This window comes from Shinella sp. JR1-6, assembly GCF_004284735.1.
Taxonomy (GTDB): Bacteria; Pseudomonadota; Alphaproteobacteria; order Rhizobiales; family Rhizobiaceae; genus Shinella.
In genome coordinates this window covers 34024-53591 of record NZ_SHMI01000025.1, presented here as the reverse complement: position 1 = coordinate 53591, position 19568 = coordinate 34024, and the positions used below count along the sequence as shown (strand labels likewise).

The following is a 19568-nucleotide window of genomic DNA, read 5'->3' as shown; positions in this document are numbered from 1 at the left end:
ATTCCCGTTATCTGGCAAAGAGATAGCAAGACGTGTTCGCCCCTGCCAGCGTTTTTGCTTGGGTGGTCGCTGGTCGGTGCCTCTTTCGCAGCGTTGACCGGTGGGCTATCCCTTTAATTAGCAGCCTTCGGGTTTCTCCAACCACACGGATTTCACGGTTTTTAAAGCCGGAATCCGTGTCCAACAGGAGAAACCAGACATGATACCAAGCATATTTTCCGACATCGCGCCGAAGGCGCTGCTCGCATCGCTCACCGTGTGGGCGGGTGCCAACTATGTGGTGATCGGCCCCGAGGTGGCGAGCCGCGTGGCGCGGGCCGATTATCTCCCCATTTGCGAAGGCAACTTCAAGGCGATGGTCGCGGCGGCGGGCGAAGAACGCGCCAGTCAGGTGCGCATGCCCAAGCTCGACGCGATGCAGGAGTTTGCCATCGGGCAGGCCCGCGAACTCTACAATAGCGAATGGATGGACAACCTGCGCGCCATGTCGGGCGGCAAGGATTTGTTCGGCTTCGACAAGGGCGCGCGCCTCGCTCTCCGGCAGATCGAGGACGCCAAGCGCGCCGCCAAGGCGGCGTATGAGACCGCGCAAGCGCGTATCAAGGCGGAAACCGCCACCACGCTCGGCAAGGCGGGCGATATGTGCGGCTGCGTGGCCGATGCCGCGATAGCCGACACGCGCACGGATTGGGCCATCTATTCCGGCACACTGACTTTTATCACGCCTGCTGGCGTGAAGGCGTTCGACCAGCGGATGGGCCAAGCCTTCAATGCCGGTGCCTGCGGGTTGAGAGGCGGTGCGTGATGGTGGAACGTACTGTGTTCTATTCCGGCGGCGGTTTCGAGGTCAGCGAGTCGATGCTCAAGACGCCGCGCAAGACCTATGCCTTAGGCCAGGTCGAATATGTCTCCGTCAGCCGCCCGCTGCTGCTTTTCGCCGGTCTTCCGGCGGCGGGCGTGATCGGCTTCGCGCTCACCTTCCGCCGCTACCTGCTTGCCGAGGAAATCGGCATGCTGGTCGGCTGCGCGATTGCGGCGCTGGCCGCCTCGCTGGTGTTCGGCACGCTTCGCGTTCATTCGCTCGCGCTGCGCGACGATGAGGTGGCGATGAACTTCGGCACGATCCGGCGGCTGCGCGCCGTGCGGCTCGCCGTCGAAAAAGCCATGGCCTACCGCGACCACGGAAAGCAGGACGCATGAGCCTGCCCGTCCACCCCAAGAGCGGCCCGATCAATCGGGCCGCATTCCTCTCCGGCCTCGGCGGCACCGCCGCGTGGCAATTCTGGCCGATGGCCGATAGCGGCCTGTTGCAAACGATCACGGCGGGGCTATGCCTCGCCGTGGCGCTTCCCTCCGGCGTCCGCACGGCGGACCTGCTGGTCAAGGATTACAAGCTGCGGCGCGATTTGGCACGCGCAGCGCAAGCCTCCAGCGACCACGGCACGGCGCGGGAAGCCGAATGGCACGAGCTGGTGGCGCGGGGCATGGATCAACCTGCCAGCGGCAACTTGCTCGGCCTGCACCGGCATGACGATGGCGCGCTGCTGCCGGTCTTCCCGCCGCCGAGGAACGCCGTTCGCCCTGATCGAAATGCCGCCCGGTGTCGGCAAGACGGTCAATTACGTGATCGGCTCCGTGCTGCATCAGGCGCGGCTCGGCAAATCCCTCTTCATTCCTGACGTAAAGGCCGAACTCGCGCCCATGCTGGTGCGGGCGTTGAAGGTGCTCGGCATCGAGGTATGGTGCGTCAATCCGGCCAAGCTGCATTTGAAACTGTGCGGCAATACGGAACTCAATCTCTATCAGGCGGTGCTCGATGCCTGCCATGATGAGGGCGACTTCCGCAAGGACGCGATCAAGCTCGCCCTCGATCTGGCCGATTTGCATCTGCCGGAACCCTCCGGCGGCGAAGACAAGAACATTTTCTTTCGCAACGGGTCGCGCCGGTGCTTGACCGTCGGCATTTTGAGTCAGGCTATTCTCGATCCGGCGGGCTGCACGCCGTCCGACGTCTTCGCGCTGCTGAACGATCCGGCGCTATTCCCGAAACGGCTGGTGGAGCTTCGTCACAACCTGCCGAAGAAGATGCCGAAGGACGCGATTGTCGCTTTCCTGAGAACGCAGGCCGCCAGCCTGCTCGATATTCTCAAGAACAATGCCGAACACGCGCACTCCTTCATCGAAGGGGCGACGCAACGCCTCATCGCCTTCAATCAGGGCGGACGCATGGCGGGCTGTGGCCGGACGGCCACCGTCAATATTGCCGATATGCGCAAACGCCAGATTGTCGTCTTCGTCATGGCCCCGCTCTCCCATGCCCGCGACTTCGCGCCGGTCGTCTCGCTGCTCAATCATAGCCTCTTGGAAGTGGCGAAGCGCAATCCCGCCGGTCATCCCGTCCATATCGTCGGGGAAGAGGCGCTGAACTTCCGCTTCTCCAACCTCGCCAGCGACATGGAAACCATGCGCGGGCTTAAGATCAGCGCCGACCTTTATATCCAGTCCTTTGATGGCCTGATCCGCAAATACGGGCGCGATACCGCGAACGCCATCGAAGCCTATAGCGATGTGCGCATTTATGCGGGGCTGAACTCTTACCATCGCGCCAAGCACGTCTCCGACATGCTGGCCGAAGCCACCATCCGGCGGCAGGATTATTCCTACAAGGCGGATGTGGCTGACATCGGGGTATCCAGTCGCGAGCTTGGCCGCAAGCTCATGACTCCCGATGAAATCCTCGCCATGGATCGCGGGGATGCGTGGGTGTTCGTGCGCGGCTTGCGGCCCATGCGCCTTGCCATGATCGACTATGGCCGCGTAGCGCCATGGCGCAATGAGGTCGCGGACAATCCGCTGGAAGGCACCCGCCTGCGCGGCGAACCAGCGTTCACGATCCGCTATGCCGACAAGGATACCACGCCGCCGGAACCGCCGACCATTGAGGGCGTGGCCTATCCGTCCGCGATACCGGCCAAGCGCAAGCGCCGCATGACGCCGCCCATCCGGCTGCGCCATCTCGCATGGGTGCCGTTCGTCGTCGCGGCGAGCTTCATCGACCTGACCGCGCTGCCGACGCCGCATGTGCGGCTGACGGCCACCTATAGCGGGCCGGATTCCGCCCGCTTCTATCACGCTTGCGATTATGTCGGGCTGCACGCCCGCACGATTTCTCCGCCGGACGGGCGCTGCCCCGTCGTCGCTTTCTTCCCCGCCTATTGATGGAGAATACCATGACGCGCAAAACGCATCCCGTCATCCGCGATAGCTTCAACATGAGCGCCGACGAACTGGCGCTGCGCAAACCCTCGAACGATATGCGCCCGCTGGAAACCTTTGCCCGCGCCGCCAGCGGCAATCTGGTCGCCGACCGGTATCTTGCCCGCCCCAGCGTGCCGGAACGCGCCAAGGGCCTCGATTATCCGGACAAGACCATGACCCGTTACATCAACGGGCTGGAAGCGCGCCTGATCGACCACATGCGCAAACACGCCCCGCGCTGGCAGACCAAGGAAGCGGCCCGCGTCCTTGCCACATGGCACCGCCCAGCCGCCAATCATCCGGCTCCCTCATGGGCCGCGTCCCGCGATGCCATGGCCGACGCGCACGATGCCGCCGCCGCCCTCCTGCGCGAACGGCTGATCGCCCGCATGGGCAAGCTTGGGGATATTCGCATTGCCCGCACCCTCGGCGGCTACAAGCAGGCCGACCCGCTGCACCTGATCTTCCATAATCGCTCCCCCGTCCTGTCGAACCGGCTCAAGCACAAGCAATAGCCCCAACAATAGGAATTTATTCTTGCAATGTAGGTATATGTTCCCGTATTGTTCTCATTAATGCCAGCCCGAAAGGACAGGCAGATGGTTGATAAGAAAAGGCGCAAAAGACGGAAGGACGGCGGCAAGACAGTGCAGGCAGGCAATACAGGCGGAAACTCAATCCCTACTATCTACTCTTCCGGCCCGCTGGTGCCTCCGGTCGCTTCGGATGCTGTCTTCGATGCCGAGAAGTACCGGCATCATGTCGCGCATATCGACATGCCGGATGATCGCAAGGCCGAATTGCTCTTCGCCGTCTGGCAGATCATGCAGAGCTTCGTGGATCGCGCCTTCGGCGACGATCCGGTGCAGCAGGTGCTGCGTGTCCGGCATGTGGATGCTTTGTCCATGGAAGATGAAACCGCTGGCCCGTCCGTGGTAGGATCGTCCGAAACCCACGACAAGCAACAAAGACTGACAAGCGCCTTCCGGCCCAATGCCGCCGATAGGCGCGGGAAGGAGGATTCATCGGCATGACCATGACAAATATGGAGAAGAAGCAGCGGGCGGTGATTTATTGCCGCGTGTCGGATTCCAAGCAGGCGACGGAAGGCCACGGTCTCGACAGTCAGGAAACGCGGTGCCGCGAATATGCCGCCCATCGCGGTTATGAAGTGGTTGAGGTGTTCAGCGAGGACAAGACCGGCAAGATCGCCGAACGCTCCGGCATCATGGAAGTGCTCGACTTCCTGCAAACCAACCGCAACCGCGATCATATCGTCGTCATCATCGACGACATCAGCCGACTGGCGCGCGATATTGAAGCCTACAAGCATTTGCGCCGTGCCATCAAAGCGGCGCGGGGCAAGCTTGAAAGCCCCTCCATTCAGTTCGGCGAGGATTCCGATAGTACCCTGATCGAAAACCTGCTGGCCTCCGTCGCGCAGCATCAACGCGAGAAGAACGCCGAGCAAACAAAGAACCGCATGCGCGCCCGCGTCATGAACGGATATTGGGTGTTTCCGCCGCCTATCGGCTATCGCTATGAGAAGGTGGAGGGGCACGGCAAGATACTGGTGCGCAACGAACCCTTTGCCTCCATCGTCGCCGAGGCGTTTGAAGGCTACGCATCGGGGCGCTTCGAGACTTTTTCCGAGGTGAAGCGCTTTCTTGAAGCGCAGCCCGTTTGGCCGAAAGGGCATAAGGGGGAAGTGCATTTCGAGCGCATCGGCGAACTGTTCTCGCGGCCTGTCTATTCGGGCCATATCTCGCATGAGACGTGGGGTCTGACGCTCGTACAGGGCAAGCACGAGCCGCTGGTGAGCCTTGCGACATGGCAGGCGGTGCAGGATCGCCGCGACGGTGTGGCGAAGGCTCCGGCGAAGAAGAATATCAGCGAGGACTTCCCCTTGCGCGGCTTCGTCACCTGCGGCTGCTGCGGCCACGCCATGACCGCTAATTGGTCGAAAGGGCGCAGCAAGCTCTATCCGTACTATCTCTGCGACACCAAAGGATGCCCCGACTACCGGAAATCCATCCGCAAGGAGAAGATCGAAGGCGAGTTCACGGCGCTGCTGGCGTCATTGAAACCATCCGAAGGGCTGTTCAATCTGGCGTTCGATATGTTCCGCGACCTGTGGAACGCGAAACTGTCTTCATCGCAGAATCAGGGCGCAACGCTGCGCAAGGACATTGCCGCCATTGAAAAGAAGATCGACCAGTTTCTTGAGCGCGTCACGGAAGCCGACAGCGATACTCTCATCAGGGCATACGAAAAGAAGATCAAGGAACTGACGACGCAAAAGGCGCTGCTGTCCGAACGTGTCGCCCATTGCGGCAAACCGCTCAAGACATTCGGCGAAGCTTATCGAACCGCGTTCGATTTCCTCGCAAACCCCTGTAAACTTTGGCTTTCTGATCGACTCGAAGACCAGCGGGCAGTGCTGCGTTTGGTCTTTGCCGAGCGGTTGCCCTACCGGCGGGGGGAGGGTTATCGAACCGCCAAAATCTCAACACCGTTCAAGATGTTAGGAGACATCGACATGTCTAAAAATGGAATGGTGCCCCATGCCGGAATCGAACCAGCACTCCTTTCGGAACTCGATTTTGAGTCGAGCGCGTCTACCAGTTCCGCCAATGGGGCACGGCACTTGCAGCCATCGCCGTTTACACGAAGCGCTCGCGGGCGGCAACCGGCAAATCCCCGTATGCGGACGATCACTTGTTTGTGCGGGTGATTTACAAAGCCGCCTCACCTGATAGAACTCGGCGCCGTTTCGCCGGTACCCCGCTGGCCCGATTGGACGACCCTGATGACGGCATCTCTCGACCTTTCCCGCAAGGCATCCGCAGGCCTCCTGACGCTCGGCATGGCGGCGACCGTCGGCGGGGCGCTCGCTTTCGAACATATCGGTGGCTATATTCCCTGTGCGCTCTGCCTGCTGCAGCGTGACCCCTACTACTACGGTATCCCGGTGGCGGTCGCCGCCCTCCTATCGGCCCTCTTCGGTGGCCCAGCCTGGCTGACGCGGCTGCTGCTCGCGATCGCCGGTATCATGATGATCGTCGGCGCGGGCATGGGTGTCTATCACGCGGGTGTCGAATGGGGATTCTGGGAGGGGCCTGCGACCTGCGCGACCTCCGCGCAGGGCGTTACGCAGAATGCCGGCGATCTCCTCTCCGATCTCAACGCCAAGCACGGGCCGTCCTGCACGGAAGCCTCCTTCCGGCTCCTCGGCCTCTCCTTTGCCGGGTGGAATGTGATCGCAAGCCTCATCCTCGCCGCGATCGCCTTTTCAGGCGTGCGGTCGGCGAAAGCGTGATATCCCCGCAGCCTGGGCGCAAATGCCTGTTGGTGCCGCAAAAACGCCAGGCGTTTCTGCGGTTCCGGCATCAGGGCTGCAGTTCGACGTCCCAGTAGAGATAGTCCATCCAGCTTTCGTGCAGATAGTTGGGTGGAAACAGTCGCCCGTTGTTGTGCAGATCCTGAACCGTCGGCTGATAGGGCTTCTGATGCGGGTGCATGCCCGCCTGCTTCGGCAGCTTGCTGCCTTTTCTCAAATTACACGGGGAGCAGGCCGCGACCACGTTGCACCAGGTCGTCTCGCCGCCATGGGCACGCGGGATGACATGGTCGAAGGTCAGGTCGTCCGGCGACCCGCAGTACTGGCATTCGAACCTGTCGCGCAGGAACACGTTGAACCGGGTGAAGGCCGGATGACGTGACGGCTGCACGTATGTTTTCAGGCACACGACGCTTGGCAGGCGCATCGTGAAACTCGGGGATGACACCGAATGCTCGTATTCGGCGATGATGTTTACGCGGTCAAGAAACACGGCCTTGATCGCGTCCTGCCAGGACCAGAGCGACAAGGGGTAATAACTCAGCGGCCTGTAGTCAGCATTCAGTACAAGGGCTGGCAGGGCCTGTGGTGAAACAGAAATCGTCAAGGGCTTCTCCTGATCGATTCGGCATCTGCCCTTCTATATTAGGCCCGTTGTTACAGCATTGTGAAGCGGGAAAGGAAAAGCGAAAACAAGCAATTTCGCGACGGCTCAGCCTTCGAGCACCGGAGCCGCCTCGCGCCGCATCTCCCGGGAATAATAGGCCCAGAACAGCCGGGCCGAGACGCCGCGCCAGGGCGACCAGCTTTCCGCGATCCGGTCGAGTTCCTGCGGGCTCGGGCGCACCGCGAGGCCGAGCGCATGGGCGACTGCATTCTGCAGAGCGATATCGCCGGAGGGGAAGATATCCGGATGACCGCCGCAGAAGAGCAGGTAGACATCCGCCGTCCAGCGCCCGATGCCCTTGATCGCGGTCAGCTTCCGGGCCGCCGAAGTTGCCTCCATATGGCAGATCGCATCGAGGTCGAGTTCGCCGCGATCGACGGCATCGGCGGCGCGGCGCAGTGTCTCCGCCTTGGCGCGCGACAGGCCCACGGTGCGACAGTCCTCGTCGGAAAGGCCGAGGATGTGATGGGGGGTGATGTCGCCGGCCGTCTCCTCGAGCCGGCGCCAGATGGCATCGGCGCTGGCGCGCGAGACCATCTGCGCGACGATGATGCCGGCAAGGCCGCGATAGCCGGGCGAAAGGCGGCGAAGCGGCACGGGGCCGGCCTTGTCGATGACGGTGAAAAGACGTGCATCGAGCAAAGCGAGATCGACGAGACCCGCCGCGACATCCGCATCCGTCCTGATCATGTGCAACTGCATTTTCTTAAGAGGCCTCGATCCTTGCTGCCACCGCGGCCTTGGCGGTTTGGGTCCTCAATTGTCCGTGTAGCCCTGCCGTAGAACGCTGCGCAGCTTTGCCCGGCATGCCTTGGTGGCGTAACGCACTTCTTCGTGCCAGAAGACCCCATGCAAACTGCTTTGTCAAAACGTCGTGTCTTCCGATTTGCGCCGAGCCCGAATGGCCTTCTGCATCTCGGTCATGCGCTGTCGGCGATCCTCAACCATGACCTTGCTGCGGCCTGCGGCGGGGGCTTCCTCCTGCGCATCGAAGACATCGATCCCGCCCGGTCGCGGCCCGAATTCGAGGCGGCGATCTATCGCGACCTCGCCTGGCTGGACCTTGACTGGGAAAGGCCGGTGCGGCGCCAGTCGGAGCACCTTGCCTTCTATGGTGAGGCGCTGGAACGGCTGAAGGCCATGGGCGTGCTCTATCCGGGCTTCCTCAGCCGTGGCGAGGTGAAGGCGCGGGTTCTGGCGCAGGAGGATGCGGGCGGGACATGGCCGCGCGATCCGGACGGTGCGCCGCTCTACCCGGCGGACGAGCGTTCGCTCGATCGGGATCAGGCGCTTGGCTGGATTGCGGCGGGTCGCCAGCACGCCTGGAGGCTCGATATGGGCAAGGCGCTGGCGCTCGTGCCGGAGGCGTTGACCTGGTCGGAGGCGGGTGAGGGGCCGGAGGGGGAGACCGGTATCGTTGCGGCGAGACCGGAACGCTGGGGCGATGTCATCCTCTCGCGGCCGGATGCTCCGGCGAGCTACCATCTTGCCGTGGTGCTCGACGATGCGGTGCAGGGTATCACCGACGTGGTGCGCGGGCAGGATCTCTTTCATGCGACGGCGGTGCATCGCCTTCTGCAAAGCCTGCTCGGCCTGCAGGCGCCCTCCTACCGGCATCATGGGCTGGTGCCGGGGCCGGATGGACGGAAACTGTCCAAGAGCAATGAGGATACCGGTCTTGCGGCCTACCGGGAACGAGGCATCTCACCTGCCGGCATTCGCGCCCTGCTCGCGGGCTATGGCTTCGTCCTCCATTGAGTCCTCCTCGGGCTGCCGTGGCTTGCGGACGCCGCGGACCTTGTCGAGGATCAGGTGCTTCACCCGGTATTTCATCAGGGCCGCGTTGATTTCAGCACCGATGATGAAGATCGCCCCGACGATGTAGAGGAAGACCAGCGCGATCATGATCGAGGCGAGACCGGCATAGGTCGAGACGTAATTGGCGAAGGTGGTGAGGTAGGAGGCGAAGGCATAGGCGCCGATGCCCCAGGCGATGAGTGTCACCAGGATGCCGGGCAGCACGTCGGCGATCTTGCGCCGGCCGGCGGGCAGCCACAGATGGGCGATCAGAAGACCGGAGAGCAGCACCAGGATGGTGCCGAACAGTCCCCAGCTTTCCACCCAGGAATAGACATAGGTCAGCCAGGGCAGCCAGTCGCCCGTCGCCCGCACGGCAAGAGGGGCCGCGACGAGCACGATGCTGAGGACCGCCAGCGCCAGAACGCCGGCGATGACGAAGCCGAGACTGGCAAGGCGCGTCACGTACCAGTAGCGCGTCTCGGCCACCCGGTAGGCGCGGTTGAGCGAGACGCGCAGCGCCTCCACGCCGTTCGAGGCGAAGTAGGCGGCGGCGAGCACGGAGACCGTGAGCAGGCCGCCGCGCGGGATCGTGAGCACCGCGACGACCTCGCGCGATATCGGTGCGGCGATCGATTCCGGCCAGGTATCGAAGATGAGATGCACGGCGGTTTCGGCGAACTGGTCGGCGCCGAGGAAGGAGCCGAGCGCCGTGCCGAAGATCAGGAAGGGGAAGATCGCCAGCAGCGTCGACAGCGCGACATGGCTCGCCATCGCCCAGCCGTCGTCCTCGGAAAAATGCCAGATCGCGTCGAAGACGACCTTGTAGGCAAGACGGATGGCGGTCGGCATCGGCAATCTCAGGTCCTCGCGGCCGTCTTCGGCCGTCTCTCGCATTGTCTGCCCGGGTATAACCCCTTACACCGGGGTCGGTTCAAGGGCGGCCCGGATTCAATGGCTTGCCACGCCGGTGCGGGATGGCAATGGCGGTGCGCTGGTGGTGAATATGGGAAACACGAGCAGATTTGTACAGGAAACCGACATGCCTTCTTCGAATGCGACAACGCCGCCGAGCATCATCGTGACGGGATGCTCCTCGGGCATCGGTGCTTATTGCGCCCGGGCGCTGAAGACGGAGGGCTGGCGGGTCTTTGCGACGGTGCGCCGGCAGGAAGACCTCGCAGGCCTAGAGGCCGACGGCATTGAGGCTCTCCTGATGGACTATACGCAGCCGGAGTCGATCGCTGCGCTCGTCGAGACCGTGCTGGCGCGCACCGGCGGCCGGCTCGACGCGCTCTTCAACAACGGTGCTTATGGTCAGGCCGGTGCCGTCGAGGACCTGCCGGTCGAGGCGCTGCGCCTACAGTTCGAGACCAATGTCTTCGGCTGGCACGATCTGACGCGGCGGGTGATTCCCGTCATGCGCGGGCAGGGGGGCGGGCGCATCGTGCAGTGCTCGTCGATCCTCGGCATCGTGCCCTATCGCTGGCGCGGCGCCTACAATGCCTCGAAATTCGCGCTCGAAGCGCTGTCGCTGACGCTGCGCATGGAGCTTGCGGGCTCGGGCGTGCATGTCAGTCTCATTGAGCCGGGGCCGATCACCTCGCGCTTCACGGCCAATGCACTAGTCCACATCGAGCGCAACATCGATCTCGAAAACTCCGTACATGCGGACGAGTATCGCCGCCAGTTGCAGCGGCTGCGCGGCGAGGCAAAGCCGGCACGCGGAAAGCTTGGACCTGAGGCAGTGCATGCGGTGCTGCGCCATGCGCTGACGGCAAAAGCACCGCGGCCGCACTACATCGTGACGACGCCGGCCAAGCAGGGCGCTCTTCTGAAGAAGCTGCTGCCTGCCGCGCTCTTCTACCGGATCATCGGCAGGCTCGGCTGACGCGTCGCGGCGTCGCAGGGGGCTCGCCAGCAAAAAGCGTGCACTTTGTGCGAAATGCCCTATTTGAATAGGGCTGACGGAAATCAAATCGGATCGTTGGCATGTCTTCCTTCCTCACCTTCATGACCCTGCTCGTCATGGGCCTCGTCGCCATCGTGCTGGTGCGCGGTCTCGTCAACATGGCCAAGGGCGGCAGCGGCAACACCTCGAACAAACTGATGCAGCTTCGCGTGCTCTTGCAGGCGATCGCGATCGTCCTCATCATGCTGACGCTCTGGATCGCGGGCGGCGGGCGCTGAGGGGGATCATGGTCAAGCTCAACAAGATCTACACGCGCACGGGCGACGACGGCACGACCGGCCTCGTTGCCGGGCCACGCCGCAAGAAGCACGACTTGCGGGTCGAATCCTATGGCGAGGTTGACGAGGCGAATTCCTGCATCGGCCTCGTGCGCCAGCATCTGGCAGACCATCCGGATCTCGACGCGATGCTGATGCGCATCCAGAACGATCTCTTCGATCTCGGCGCTGACCTTGCGACGCCGGAGACCGGGAAAAAACTCGACTATGAGCCGCTGCGCATCGCGCAGGTGCAGGTGGACCGGCTGGAGACGGAAATCGACCTGCTCAATGCCGATCTCGAGCCGCTGCGCTCCTTCGTCCTGCCGGGCGGCACGCCGGCCGCGGCGGCGCTGCATCTTGCGCGCACCGTCGCGCGGCGGGCCGAACGGCGCGTCGTCGCCCTGCAGGATATCGAGGGCGAGGCGGTCTCGGCCGCGGCTGCAGCCTATATCAACCGGCTCTCCGACTTCCTCTTCGTTGCGGCGCGCTGGGTCAACGAGAAGGGCCGTACGGACATATTGTGGGTTCCGGGCAAGAACAGGTAAGCTCGCTTCCAGCAAGCCTTGGGAAGGGGATCCATGTTCATACCGCTGCATGACGCGAACGCCCTCAAATACATCAAGGTGCAGTATGTCACGATCAGCCTGATCGTGATCAATGTCGTCGTCTGGCTGGTGACGGGGCTTGCCTCCACGCAGGCCTTCTCGGATGCGACGGTCGTCGGCCTCGGTTATATCCCGGCTGTCGTCTTCGATTTCGCCGACCTGGAGCCAAGCCTGGTGCTGGTGCCGGAGGACGCGACCTACATCACCTATGCGTTCCTGCACGGTGATTTCATGCATCTTGCCTCGAACATGCTGTTCCTCTGGGTGTTCGGCGACAATGTCGAGGATGCGCTCGGACACTTCCGCTTCCTGCTCTTCTACCTGCTCTGCGCGGCGGCGGGAGCGCTTGTGCACGGTTTGGTGCAACCGGATTCGGAGGCGCCGCTGATCGGTGCTTCGGGTGCGATATCCGGTGTGGTGGCGGCCTATTTCCTGCTGCATCCGAAAGTGCGCGTCTGGGTGCTCGTGTTCTTCCGTATTCCCCTGCCGCTGCCGGCAGTCATTCCGCTCGCTTTCTGGATCGCCCAGCAGTTTTACATGCTGGTGGTTGACGGCGACAGCGGTGTTTCCTGGGGCGCCCATGTCGGCGGCATCCTCGCCGGCGCGCTTCTGGTGCTTGTGCTGCGGCGGCGGGGTGTGCCGCTGTTCGACCGCACCATCGTCACGCCAAAGGCGGTGCGGCATGTCGAGGCGACGCCCGTTGCTGCCGAGGAAACTGCCGCGCGCCCCTCCGTGCCGCCGACCCATTGGGGACGGTGAGCATGTCGTTCTGAGAAAATTGACGTGAACGTAAAGGCAATTTATAACCCGCCCGTTTTCACGCCGGGAGGGGCCGTGGCGCATTGTAATTGGGAAAAAAACGCGTATCGATGTCGCCAACCGACAATCAGGGCGCCTTTGAAAGGCGCATTTTCCCTCGCGGGCATTTGAAGGAAGGAAGCCATGAAGATCTTGGTCCCTGTAAAGCGGGTCGTTGATTACAACGTGAAGATTCGCGTGAAGTCGGACGGCTCGGGTGTCGAGCTTGCCAATGTGAAGATGTCGATGAACCCGTTCGACGAAATCTCCGTGGAAGAGGCTTTGCGGCTGAAGGAAGCCGGCAAGGCCGAGGAAGTGGTCGTCGTTTCGATCGGCCCGGCCAAGGCCGAGGAAACGCTGCGCACCGCGCTCGCCATGGGCGCGGACCGCGCCGTGCTGGTCGAGACGGAAGATGCCGTCGAGCCGCTCGCCGTCGCCAAGATCCTCAAGGGGGTTGCCGAAGCCGAACAGCCCGGCCTCGTCATCGTCGGCAAGCAGGCGATCGACGACGATTCGAACCAGACCGGCCAGATGCTGTCGGCCCTGCTCGGCTGGGCACAGGCGACCTTCGCCTCCAAGGTCGAGATCGGCAACGGCTCGGCGCAGGTCACCCGTGAAGTCGACGGCGGCCTGCAGACCATCGACGTGAAGCTTCCGGCGGTCGTGACCACCGACCTTCGCCTCAACGAGCCGCGTTATGCCTCGCTGCCGAACATCATGAAGGCGAAGAAGAAGCCGCTCGACAAGAAGACGCCGGCCGATTTCGGCGTTGATACCGCCCCGCGCCTGAAGGTGCTGAAGACCGAGGAACCGTCGGGCCGCAAGGCCGGCGTCAAGGTCAAGTCGGTCGCCGAGCTGGTCGAGAAGCTCAAGACCGAAGCCGGCGTGCTCTAAGGCAGGAAAGGGAGAACATTACCATGGCCATTCTTCTTCTGGCAGATCACGACAATGCACATCTTTCCGACCAGACCGCCAAGGCGCTGACAGCAGCCTCCAAGATCGGCTCCGACGTGCATGTGCTCGTCGCCGGTTCCGGCGCCAAGGCTGCGGCCGAACAGGCTGCAAAGCTCTCTGGCGTTTCCAAGGTCCTGCTCGCCGACGACCAGAACCTTGCCAACAACCTGGCAGAGCCGCTGGCAGCGCTCATCGTCTCGCTTGCCGGTAACTATGAGGCCATCGTCTCGGCCGCCACCTCGGTCGGCAAGAACGTTCTGCCGCGCGTTGCCGCCCTGCTCGACGTCGCACAGGTCTCCGAGATCGTCGAGGTCGTCTCGTCTGACACGTTCAAGCGTCCGATCTATGCGGGCAATGCCATCCAGACGGTTCAGTCCACCGATGCCAAGAAGGTGATCACGGTCCGCACCGCATCCTTCGCCGCTGCGGGTGAGGGTGGAAGCGCCTCTGTCGAGACGGTCTCGGCCGCATCGAACCCGGGCCTTTCGACCCACGTCAAGGATGCCCTGTCCTCGTCGGATCGTCCGGAGCTGACTTCGGCCAAGATCATCATCTCGGGCGGGCGTGCGCTCGGTTCGTCGGAAAAGTTCCAGGAAGTCATTCTTCCGGTTGCCGACAAGCTTGGTGCGGCTGTCGGTGCCTCGCGCGCGGCCGTCGATGCGGGCTATGCGCCCAACGACTGGCAGGTCGGGCAGACGGGCAAGGTGGTTGCGCCGCAGCTCTACATCGCCTGCGGCATCTCGGGCGCCATCCAGCACCTTGCCGGCATGAAGGATTCGAAGGTCATCGTCGCCATCAACAAGGACGAGGAAGCGCCGATCTTCCAGGTCGCGGACTACGGCCTCGTCGCCGATCTCTTCGAAGCTCTGCCCGAACTCGAAAAGGCGCTTTGAGCCAGCTTCGACCCGGCTGTTTGCGACGATGATTTCACTGGAAAAATGCGTCGCGGCGCTTTATCACTTCACCGGGCCGGCTTGACCGGCCCGGTGTTTTTTTGCCTGCGCCTAGGGGCGCAGACGGTGTGATGGGGCGATTGGCGCTATGATCAAGAACGTCGGTATTGTCGGTGCGGGCCAGATGGGATGCGGTATCGCGCACGTCTCTGCCATGGCCGGATACAAGGTCCACATCTACGACCTGTCGCCGGAGCGTGTCGAAACCGGGCTTGCCACGATCAACGGCAATCTTGCCCGCCAGGTCTCCTCCGGCAAGATGACCGACGAGGAGCGCAAGGACGCACTCGCCCTGATCAAGGGATCCTCCGATATCAACGACCTCTCCGACGCCGATCTCGTCATCGAGGCGGCGACAGAGGACGAGACCGTCAAGCGCAAGATCTACGGCCAGGTCTGTTCCGTCCTGAAGCCGGAAGCGATCCTCGCCACCAACACCTCTTCGCTGTCGATCACGCGGCTCGCGTCTGCCACCGACCGCCCGGAGCGCTTCATGGGCATCCACTTCATGAACCCGGTTCCGGTCATGAAGCTGGTCGAGCTCGTGCGCGGCATTGCGACCGAAGAGGGCACGTTCTCCGCCGCGAAGGAATTTGTCGCCAAGCTCGACAAGACGATCACCGTCGCGGAGGACTTCCCGGCCTTCATCGTCAACCGCATCCTGTTGCCGATGATCAATGAGGCGATCTATACGCTTTACGAAGGCGTCGGTTCGGTGGAAGCCATCGATACCGCGATGAGGCTCGGCGCCAACCATCCGATGGGTCCGCTGCAGCTTGCCGATTTCATCGGCCTCGACACGTGCCTGTCGATCATGCAGGTGCTGCATGACGGCCTCGCCGATTCGAAGTACCGCCCCTGCCCGCTGCTGGTGAAGTATGTCGAGGCCGGCTGGCTCGGCCGCAAGTCCGGACGCGGCTTCTACGATTATCGCGGCGAAGTCCCTGTCCCGACGCGCTGAGCAGCGGGACATTTCCCAAGCTTGCCCTTTCAGGGAAAAATGTTTCGTCTGCCGCAAGTGCTGCGGCAGGCCATACCTCGGATCGGAAGCGGCCGGTCGCTATTGTCTGCCCGAATTCAGGTTCCATTCGGGGTTTTTCAGATGAAACGTTTGCTCCTTCTCGGCGTGGCTCTCCTTGGCCTTGCCGCTCCGTTCTCCGCGCAGGCCGCCGACAAGCTGCTCAACGCCTCCTATGACGTGGCGCGTGAGCTTTTCGCTGCCGAGAACGAAGCCTTCGTGAAGGGGCATCCGGGTGTCGCCGTCGACCAGTCGCATGGCGGCACCTCCAAGCAGGCGCGCGCCATCGTCGAGGGTCTGGAGGCGGATGTCGTGACCTTCAACCAGGTGACGGATATCGACTTCCTCGTGAAGAACGGCTTTGTCGCCGAAGGCTGGCAGCAGAAATTCCCGAACAACGCTTCGCCCTTCTACTCTTTCCCGTCCTTCCTCGTTCGCGCCGGCAACCCGAAGAACATCAAGGACTGGTCGGACCTTGCCCGTGACGACGTGAAGGTCATCTTCCCGAACCCGAAGACCTCGGGCAATGCGCGCTACACCTATCTTGCAGCGACCGCCTATGCCAAGGAAGCCTTCAACAACGATCCGGCCAAGGTCGAGGAGTTCGTCACCAAGATCTTCGACAACGTTCCGGTCTTCGACACGGGCGGCCGCGCGGCGACGACGACCTTCGTCGAGCGCGAAATCGGCGATGTCATCATCACCTTCGAGGCGGAAACCAAGTCGATCGCCAAGCAATATGGGGAGGACAAGTTTCAAAGCGTCGTACCCTCCGTCTCGCTGCTTGCCGAGTTCCCGGTCGCCATCGTCGACAAGGTGGCCGACGCCAAGGGCAGCCGTGAGCTTGCAAAGTCCTACCTCGATTTCCTTTATGCGCCAGAGGGCCAGAAGATCGCTGCCGAATTCGGCCATCGCGTCCATGACCAGACGGTCGCTGCCGAGTTCAAGGGCCAGTTCCCGGAAATCCGCCTCGTGAATGTCGATGACGTCTTCGGCGGCTGGAAGAAGATCTCCGAGGAGCACTTCGCCGAAGGCGGCGTGCTGGACAAGATCTACGGCAGCCGTTGATCCATCGACCTTCGTTTTATCGCAACCGGCGGCCGAAAGTCCGCCGGTTGTGGCATGAAAAGTGTTCGCACAAATCCGGCCGGATGATCGCGCTCCGCACTTTTCCTGGATCAGCTTGAGAAAGGAAGCGCCTCTTGAGACGGCGTGTACTGCCCGGATTGCCGCTCGCGCTCGGCATAACTCTCGTCTATGTGGCGATCATCGTCGTGCTGCCGCTGGCTGCGCTCGTCTTCAAGGCGGCCAGCCTTGGGCCGGAGGACTACTGGCGCATCATCTCGTCGGACCGCGCTTTTGCGAGCTACCGGGTCACGGTGCTCTGCGCGCTGGCAGCAACCGCGTTCAACCTCGTCTTCGGCCTATCGCTCGCCTGGGTGCTGGTGCGTTACCGCTTTCCCGGTCGCCGGCTGGTCGATGCGCTTGTCGATCTGCCGTTCGCGCTGCCCACCGCCGTTGCGGGTATCGCGCTTACCACGCTCTTTGCGACCAACGGCTGGTTCGGCGGACCGCTCTCGCTTCTCGGTATCAAGGTCGCCTATACGCCGCTCGGCATCATCGTCGCCATGAGCTTCACCAGCATTCCCTTCATCGTGCGCACGGTGCAGCCGGTGCTGGAGGAACTGGATCCGGCGCTGGAGGAGGCGGGGCAGACGCTCGGGGCGAGCGACCTGTCGATCTTCACGGGCGTCATCCTGCCGCTCCTCACGCCGGCGCTTCTGGCCGGTGTCTCGCTCTCCTTCGCCCGCAGTCTTGGGGAATTCGGGGCCATCATCTTCATTGCCGGCAACCAGCCGTTCTCAACGGAGATCACCGCGCTGCTCGCCTTCATCCGGCTTGAGGAATACGACTATCCGGCCTCGGCCGCCATCGCCTCCGTCATGCTGCTGACGGCTTTCGTCATGCTGGCGATCACCAACCTCATGCAGGCCCGCGCCCTGCGTTATACGGCAAGGGGCTGACCATGGTGCACCCTGGAAAAGGCACGCCGCCCCGCGTCGGCGACAATCCGGTCTTCCGCCGCTCGCTCCTCGCCTTCGTGCTCGTGCTGGTCGCGCTGATGATCGTCGCGCCGCTCGTCGTCATCGCCGTCGAGGCTTTTTCACGCGGTGTCGGTTATTTTGCCGCCTCGATTGCCGACCCGGACACGCGGCACGCCATCCTGCTGACGGTCGTCACGGCGCTGATCGCGGTGCCGATCAACACGGCTTTCGGCGTTGCGGCGGCATGGGCCATCACCAAGCACGATTTCCGCGGCAAGCGGCTGCTCACTGTCGTTATCGAACTGCCTTTCTCCGTATCGCCCATCGTTGCGGGCGTCTCCTATCTCTTCGTCTATGGTCTGCAGGGCCTGTTCGGACCGTCTCTGCAATCGATGGAGATCAAGATCCTCTTCGCGCTGCCGGGCATCGTGCTGGCCAGCATGTTCGTGACCGCGCCCTTCGTGGCGCGCGAACTGATCCCGCTGATGCAGGCGCAGGGCCGCGACCTAGAGGAGGCGGCGACGTCGCTGGGGGCAAGCGGCTGGCGCACATTCTTCTCCGTCACGCTGCCGAATATCAAGTGGGCGCTGCTCTACGGTGTCGTGCTTTGCAATTCGCGCGTGATGGGCGAGTTCGGTGCCGTTTCCGTCGTCTCGGGCAATATCCGCGGCCAGACGAACACGCTGCCGCTGCACATCGAGCTGCTCTATCACGACTACAACGCGGCCGGTTCCTTTGCCGCCGCATCCATTCTCGCCGGTCTTGCCATCGTTACGCTCGTCGCCAAGGTGGCGCTGGAGCGGCAGGGCGCAGGCCGCGTGCAGCGCCCCTCTCAGCTGGCCGGCGCCGACAGCATCACCCCGGAGGTAAAACCGTGAAGATCCGCCTTACCAATGTGGTCAAGGAGTTCCAGACCTTTCGCGCCGTGCACGGCGTGTCGCTCGATATCGAAAGCGGGGAGCTGGTGGCATTGCTCGGCCCGTCCGGCTCCGGCAAGACGACGATCCTGCGCATGGTTGCCGGCCTCGAATATGCCGATGGCGGTGCGATCTATTTCGGCGATGAGAATGCGACGGACATTCCGGTGCGCGAGCGCGGTGTCGGTTTCGTCTTCCAGCACTATGCCCTCTTCCCGCATATGACCGTCGGCGAGAACATCGCCTTCGGCATGAAGGTCTCCAAGGTCAAGCGCTCGCCCGACGCGATCGCCAAACGTGTTGCGGAACTGCTCGATCTCGTGCAGCTCGGTGGCCTCAAGGACCGTTTCCCCGGCCAGATCTCCGGTGGCCAGCGCCAGCGTGTGGCGCTCGCCCGGGCGCTCGCCGTCGATCCCCGCGTTTTGCTGCTCGACGAGCCATTTGGTGCGCTTGATGCCAATGTGCGGCGGGACCTGCGCCGCTGGCTTCGGAAAATCCATGACGAACTGGGAATCACCACGCTCTTCGTCACACACGACCAGGAAGAGGCGCTCGACCTTGCCGACCGGGTCGTCATCCTGAACAAGGGCAAGATCGTGCAGGAGGGCACGCCCGAGGCGGTCTGCCGCAACCCGGCCGATGCCTTCGTGATGAATTTCCTCGGCGATGCGAACCGGCTCGATGCGGAGATCCGCGGCGGCAAGGCCTATGTCGGCGACGTGGCCTTCGAGGCGGGCGGTGTGGCCGATGGCAGCGGTCAGATCCTGTTCCGCCCGGCCGACGTCACCTGGCGCGAGGATGGGCAGGGCATCGCTGCGAAGATCGTGCGGGTCATCGACCGGCCGGACTCCCGCCGCGTGCTGGCGCTGACGGGCAGTGGTCAGCCGGTCGAGTTCGATACGGCGCCGGAATTCCCGCACCGCAAGGGCGAAGCGGGTTTCCTCGACATCCGCCGGTCGCGCGCCTATCCAGCGGCGTGAGCGA

At 62.9% G+C, this 19568-nt stretch carries 22 protein-coding genes, 1 tRNA gene and 1 pseudogene; 19 read left to right on the top strand and 5 right to left on the bottom strand.

Annotated elements, in window-relative coordinates:
• Positions 1-199 precede the first annotated feature (199 nt).
• The 6 genes and pseudogenes from EXZ48_RS28025 to EXZ48_RS35980 all read left to right on the top strand — a co-directional run.
• The gene (locus EXZ48_RS28025) at positions 200-805 is read left to right on the top strand and encodes a hypothetical protein (RefSeq protein WP_130520032.1); all 606 of its coding nucleotides are present in this window, start codon (positions 200-202) and stop codon (positions 803-805) included.
• The gene (locus EXZ48_RS28020) at positions 805-1200 is read left to right on the top strand and encodes a hypothetical protein (RefSeq protein WP_130520030.1); all 396 of its coding nucleotides are present in this window, start codon (positions 805-807) and stop codon (positions 1198-1200) included. Before EXZ48_RS28025 ends, EXZ48_RS28020 begins: the two co-directional genes overlap by 1 nt.
• Entirely contained in the window at positions 1197-1679 is a 483-nt protein-coding gene (locus EXZ48_RS35055; RefSeq protein ID WP_165909447.1) for a hypothetical protein, read from the top strand. Before EXZ48_RS28020 ends, EXZ48_RS35055 begins: the two co-directional genes overlap by 4 nt.
• Complete coding sequence (locus tag EXZ48_RS28015; protein ID WP_165909446.1) at positions 1591-3219, top strand: type IV secretory system conjugative DNA transfer family protein; 1629 nt, start codon at positions 1591-1593, stop codon at positions 3217-3219. Before EXZ48_RS35055 ends, EXZ48_RS28015 begins: the two co-directional genes overlap by 89 nt.
• An 11-nt stretch (positions 3220-3230) precedes the next feature.
• Positions 3231-3773: a hypothetical protein gene (locus EXZ48_RS28010; RefSeq protein ID WP_130520026.1), complete on the top strand. Its 543-nt coding sequence runs from the start codon at positions 3231-3233 to the stop codon at positions 3771-3773.
• A gap of 515 nt (positions 3774-4288) precedes the next feature.
• Positions 4289-5266: pseudogene (locus EXZ48_RS35980) on the top strand (recombinase family protein); the annotation flags it as partial.
• A gap of 144 nt (positions 5267-5410) precedes the next feature.
• On the opposite strand, the gene EXZ48_RS35295 reads toward EXZ48_RS35980, so the two are convergent.
• Positions 5411-5587, bottom strand: coding sequence for a hypothetical protein (locus EXZ48_RS35295; RefSeq protein ID WP_207900520.1), 177 nt, complete (start codon positions 5585-5587; stop codon positions 5411-5413).
• A 226-nt stretch (positions 5588-5813) separates the two neighbouring features.
• Positions 5814-5898: transfer RNA gene (locus tag EXZ48_RS28000), tRNA-Leu, on the bottom strand.
• Positions 5899-6064: 166 nt separating this feature from the next.
• On the opposite strand from EXZ48_RS28000, the gene EXZ48_RS27995 reads away from it, so the two are divergent.
• The gene (locus EXZ48_RS27995) at positions 6065-6577 is read left to right on the top strand and encodes a disulfide bond formation protein B (protein WP_371687683.1); all 513 of its coding nucleotides are present in this window, start codon (positions 6065-6067) and stop codon (positions 6575-6577) included.
• Positions 6578-6647: 70 nt separating this feature from the next.
• On the opposite strand, the gene EXZ48_RS27990 is transcribed toward EXZ48_RS27995, so the two are convergent.
• Both EXZ48_RS27990 and EXZ48_RS27985 read right to left on the bottom strand, forming a co-directional pair.
• Positions 6648-7205 (bottom strand): HNH endonuclease, encoded by a 558-nt coding sequence (locus tag EXZ48_RS27990; protein WP_024271138.1) that lies wholly within the window; start codon positions 7203-7205, stop codon positions 6648-6650.
• A 105-nt stretch (positions 7206-7310) separates the two neighbouring features.
• Complete coding sequence (locus EXZ48_RS27985; protein WP_037408559.1) at positions 7311-7961, bottom strand: DNA-3-methyladenine glycosylase; 651 nt, start codon at positions 7959-7961, stop codon at positions 7311-7313.
• A gap of 153 nt (positions 7962-8114) precedes the next feature.
• On the opposite strand from EXZ48_RS27985, the gene gluQRS reads away from it, so the two are divergent.
• Positions 8115-9023 (top strand): tRNA glutamyl-Q(34) synthetase GluQRS, encoded by a 909-nt coding sequence (gene gluQRS, locus EXZ48_RS27980; protein ID WP_130520022.1) that lies wholly within the window; start codon positions 8115-8117, stop codon positions 9021-9023.
• Here gluQRS and EXZ48_RS27975 read toward each other — a convergent pair.
• Positions 8970-9914, bottom strand: a complete 945-nt coding sequence (locus EXZ48_RS27975; RefSeq protein ID WP_024271139.1) for a YihY/virulence factor BrkB family protein — start codon at positions 9912-9914, stop codon at positions 8970-8972. The two genes, gluQRS and EXZ48_RS27975, sit on opposite strands and share 54 nt — an antisense overlap.
• Positions 9915-10104: 190 nt before the next feature.
• Between EXZ48_RS27975 and EXZ48_RS27970 the strand changes: the two genes are divergently transcribed.
• The 11 genes from EXZ48_RS27970 (at position 10105) to EXZ48_RS27920 (ending at position 19564) form a co-directional block, all read left to right on the top strand.
• Entirely contained in the window at positions 10105-10953 is an 849-nt protein-coding gene (locus EXZ48_RS27970) for an SDR family oxidoreductase (RefSeq protein ID WP_130520020.1), read from the top strand.
• A gap of 101 nt (positions 10954-11054) precedes the next feature.
• A complete protein-coding gene (locus EXZ48_RS27965) occupies positions 11055-11252 on the top strand; it encodes a twin transmembrane helix small protein (protein WP_130520018.1) in 198 nt (65 codons plus the stop codon).
• Between the two features lie 8 nt (positions 11253-11260).
• Positions 11261-11839 (top strand): cob(I)yrinic acid a,c-diamide adenosyltransferase, encoded by a 579-nt coding sequence (locus tag EXZ48_RS27960; RefSeq protein WP_023514936.1) that lies wholly within the window; start codon positions 11261-11263, stop codon positions 11837-11839.
• 33 nt (positions 11840-11872) lie between these two features.
• Complete coding sequence (locus EXZ48_RS27955; protein WP_130520016.1) at positions 11873-12658, top strand: rhomboid family intramembrane serine protease; 786 nt, start codon at positions 11873-11875, stop codon at positions 12656-12658.
• A 183-nt stretch (positions 12659-12841) separates the two neighbouring features.
• Positions 12842-13591 carry an electron transfer flavoprotein subunit beta/FixA family protein gene (locus EXZ48_RS27950; RefSeq protein ID WP_023515811.1) on the top strand — a complete coding sequence of 250 codons (750 nt, stop codon included), beginning with the start codon at positions 12842-12844 and terminating at the stop codon, positions 13589-13591.
• A 23-nt stretch (positions 13592-13614) separates the two neighbouring features.
• On the top strand, positions 13615-14544 hold the full coding sequence (locus EXZ48_RS27945) for an electron transfer flavoprotein subunit alpha/FixB family protein (protein ID WP_050745502.1): 930 nt from the start codon (positions 13615-13617) through the stop codon (positions 14542-14544).
• Positions 14545-14692: 148 nt separating this feature from the next.
• Complete coding sequence (locus EXZ48_RS27940; RefSeq protein ID WP_023515809.1) at positions 14693-15565, top strand: 3-hydroxybutyryl-CoA dehydrogenase; 873 nt, start codon at positions 14693-14695, stop codon at positions 15563-15565.
• Between the two features lie 141 nt (positions 15566-15706).
• Complete coding sequence (locus EXZ48_RS27935; protein WP_130520014.1) at positions 15707-16690, top strand: sulfate ABC transporter substrate-binding protein; 984 nt, start codon at positions 15707-15709, stop codon at positions 16688-16690.
• A gap of 134 nt (positions 16691-16824) precedes the next feature.
• Positions 16825-17646: a sulfate ABC transporter permease subunit CysT gene (gene cysT, locus EXZ48_RS27930; RefSeq protein WP_023515807.1), complete on the top strand. Its 822-nt coding sequence runs from the start codon at positions 16825-16827 to the stop codon at positions 17644-17646.
• Between the two features lie 2 nt (positions 17647-17648).
• Positions 17649-18545 carry a sulfate ABC transporter permease subunit CysW gene (gene cysW / locus EXZ48_RS27925; RefSeq protein WP_130520012.1) on the top strand — a complete coding sequence of 299 codons (897 nt, stop codon included), beginning with the start codon at positions 17649-17651 and terminating at the stop codon, positions 18543-18545.
• Positions 18542-19564 carry a sulfate/molybdate ABC transporter ATP-binding protein gene (locus EXZ48_RS27920; protein WP_023515805.1) on the top strand — a complete coding sequence of 341 codons (1023 nt, stop codon included), beginning with the start codon at positions 18542-18544 and terminating at the stop codon, positions 19562-19564. The genes cysW and EXZ48_RS27920 overlap by 4 nt, the downstream gene beginning before the upstream one ends.
• Positions 19565-19568 lie beyond the last annotated feature (4 nt).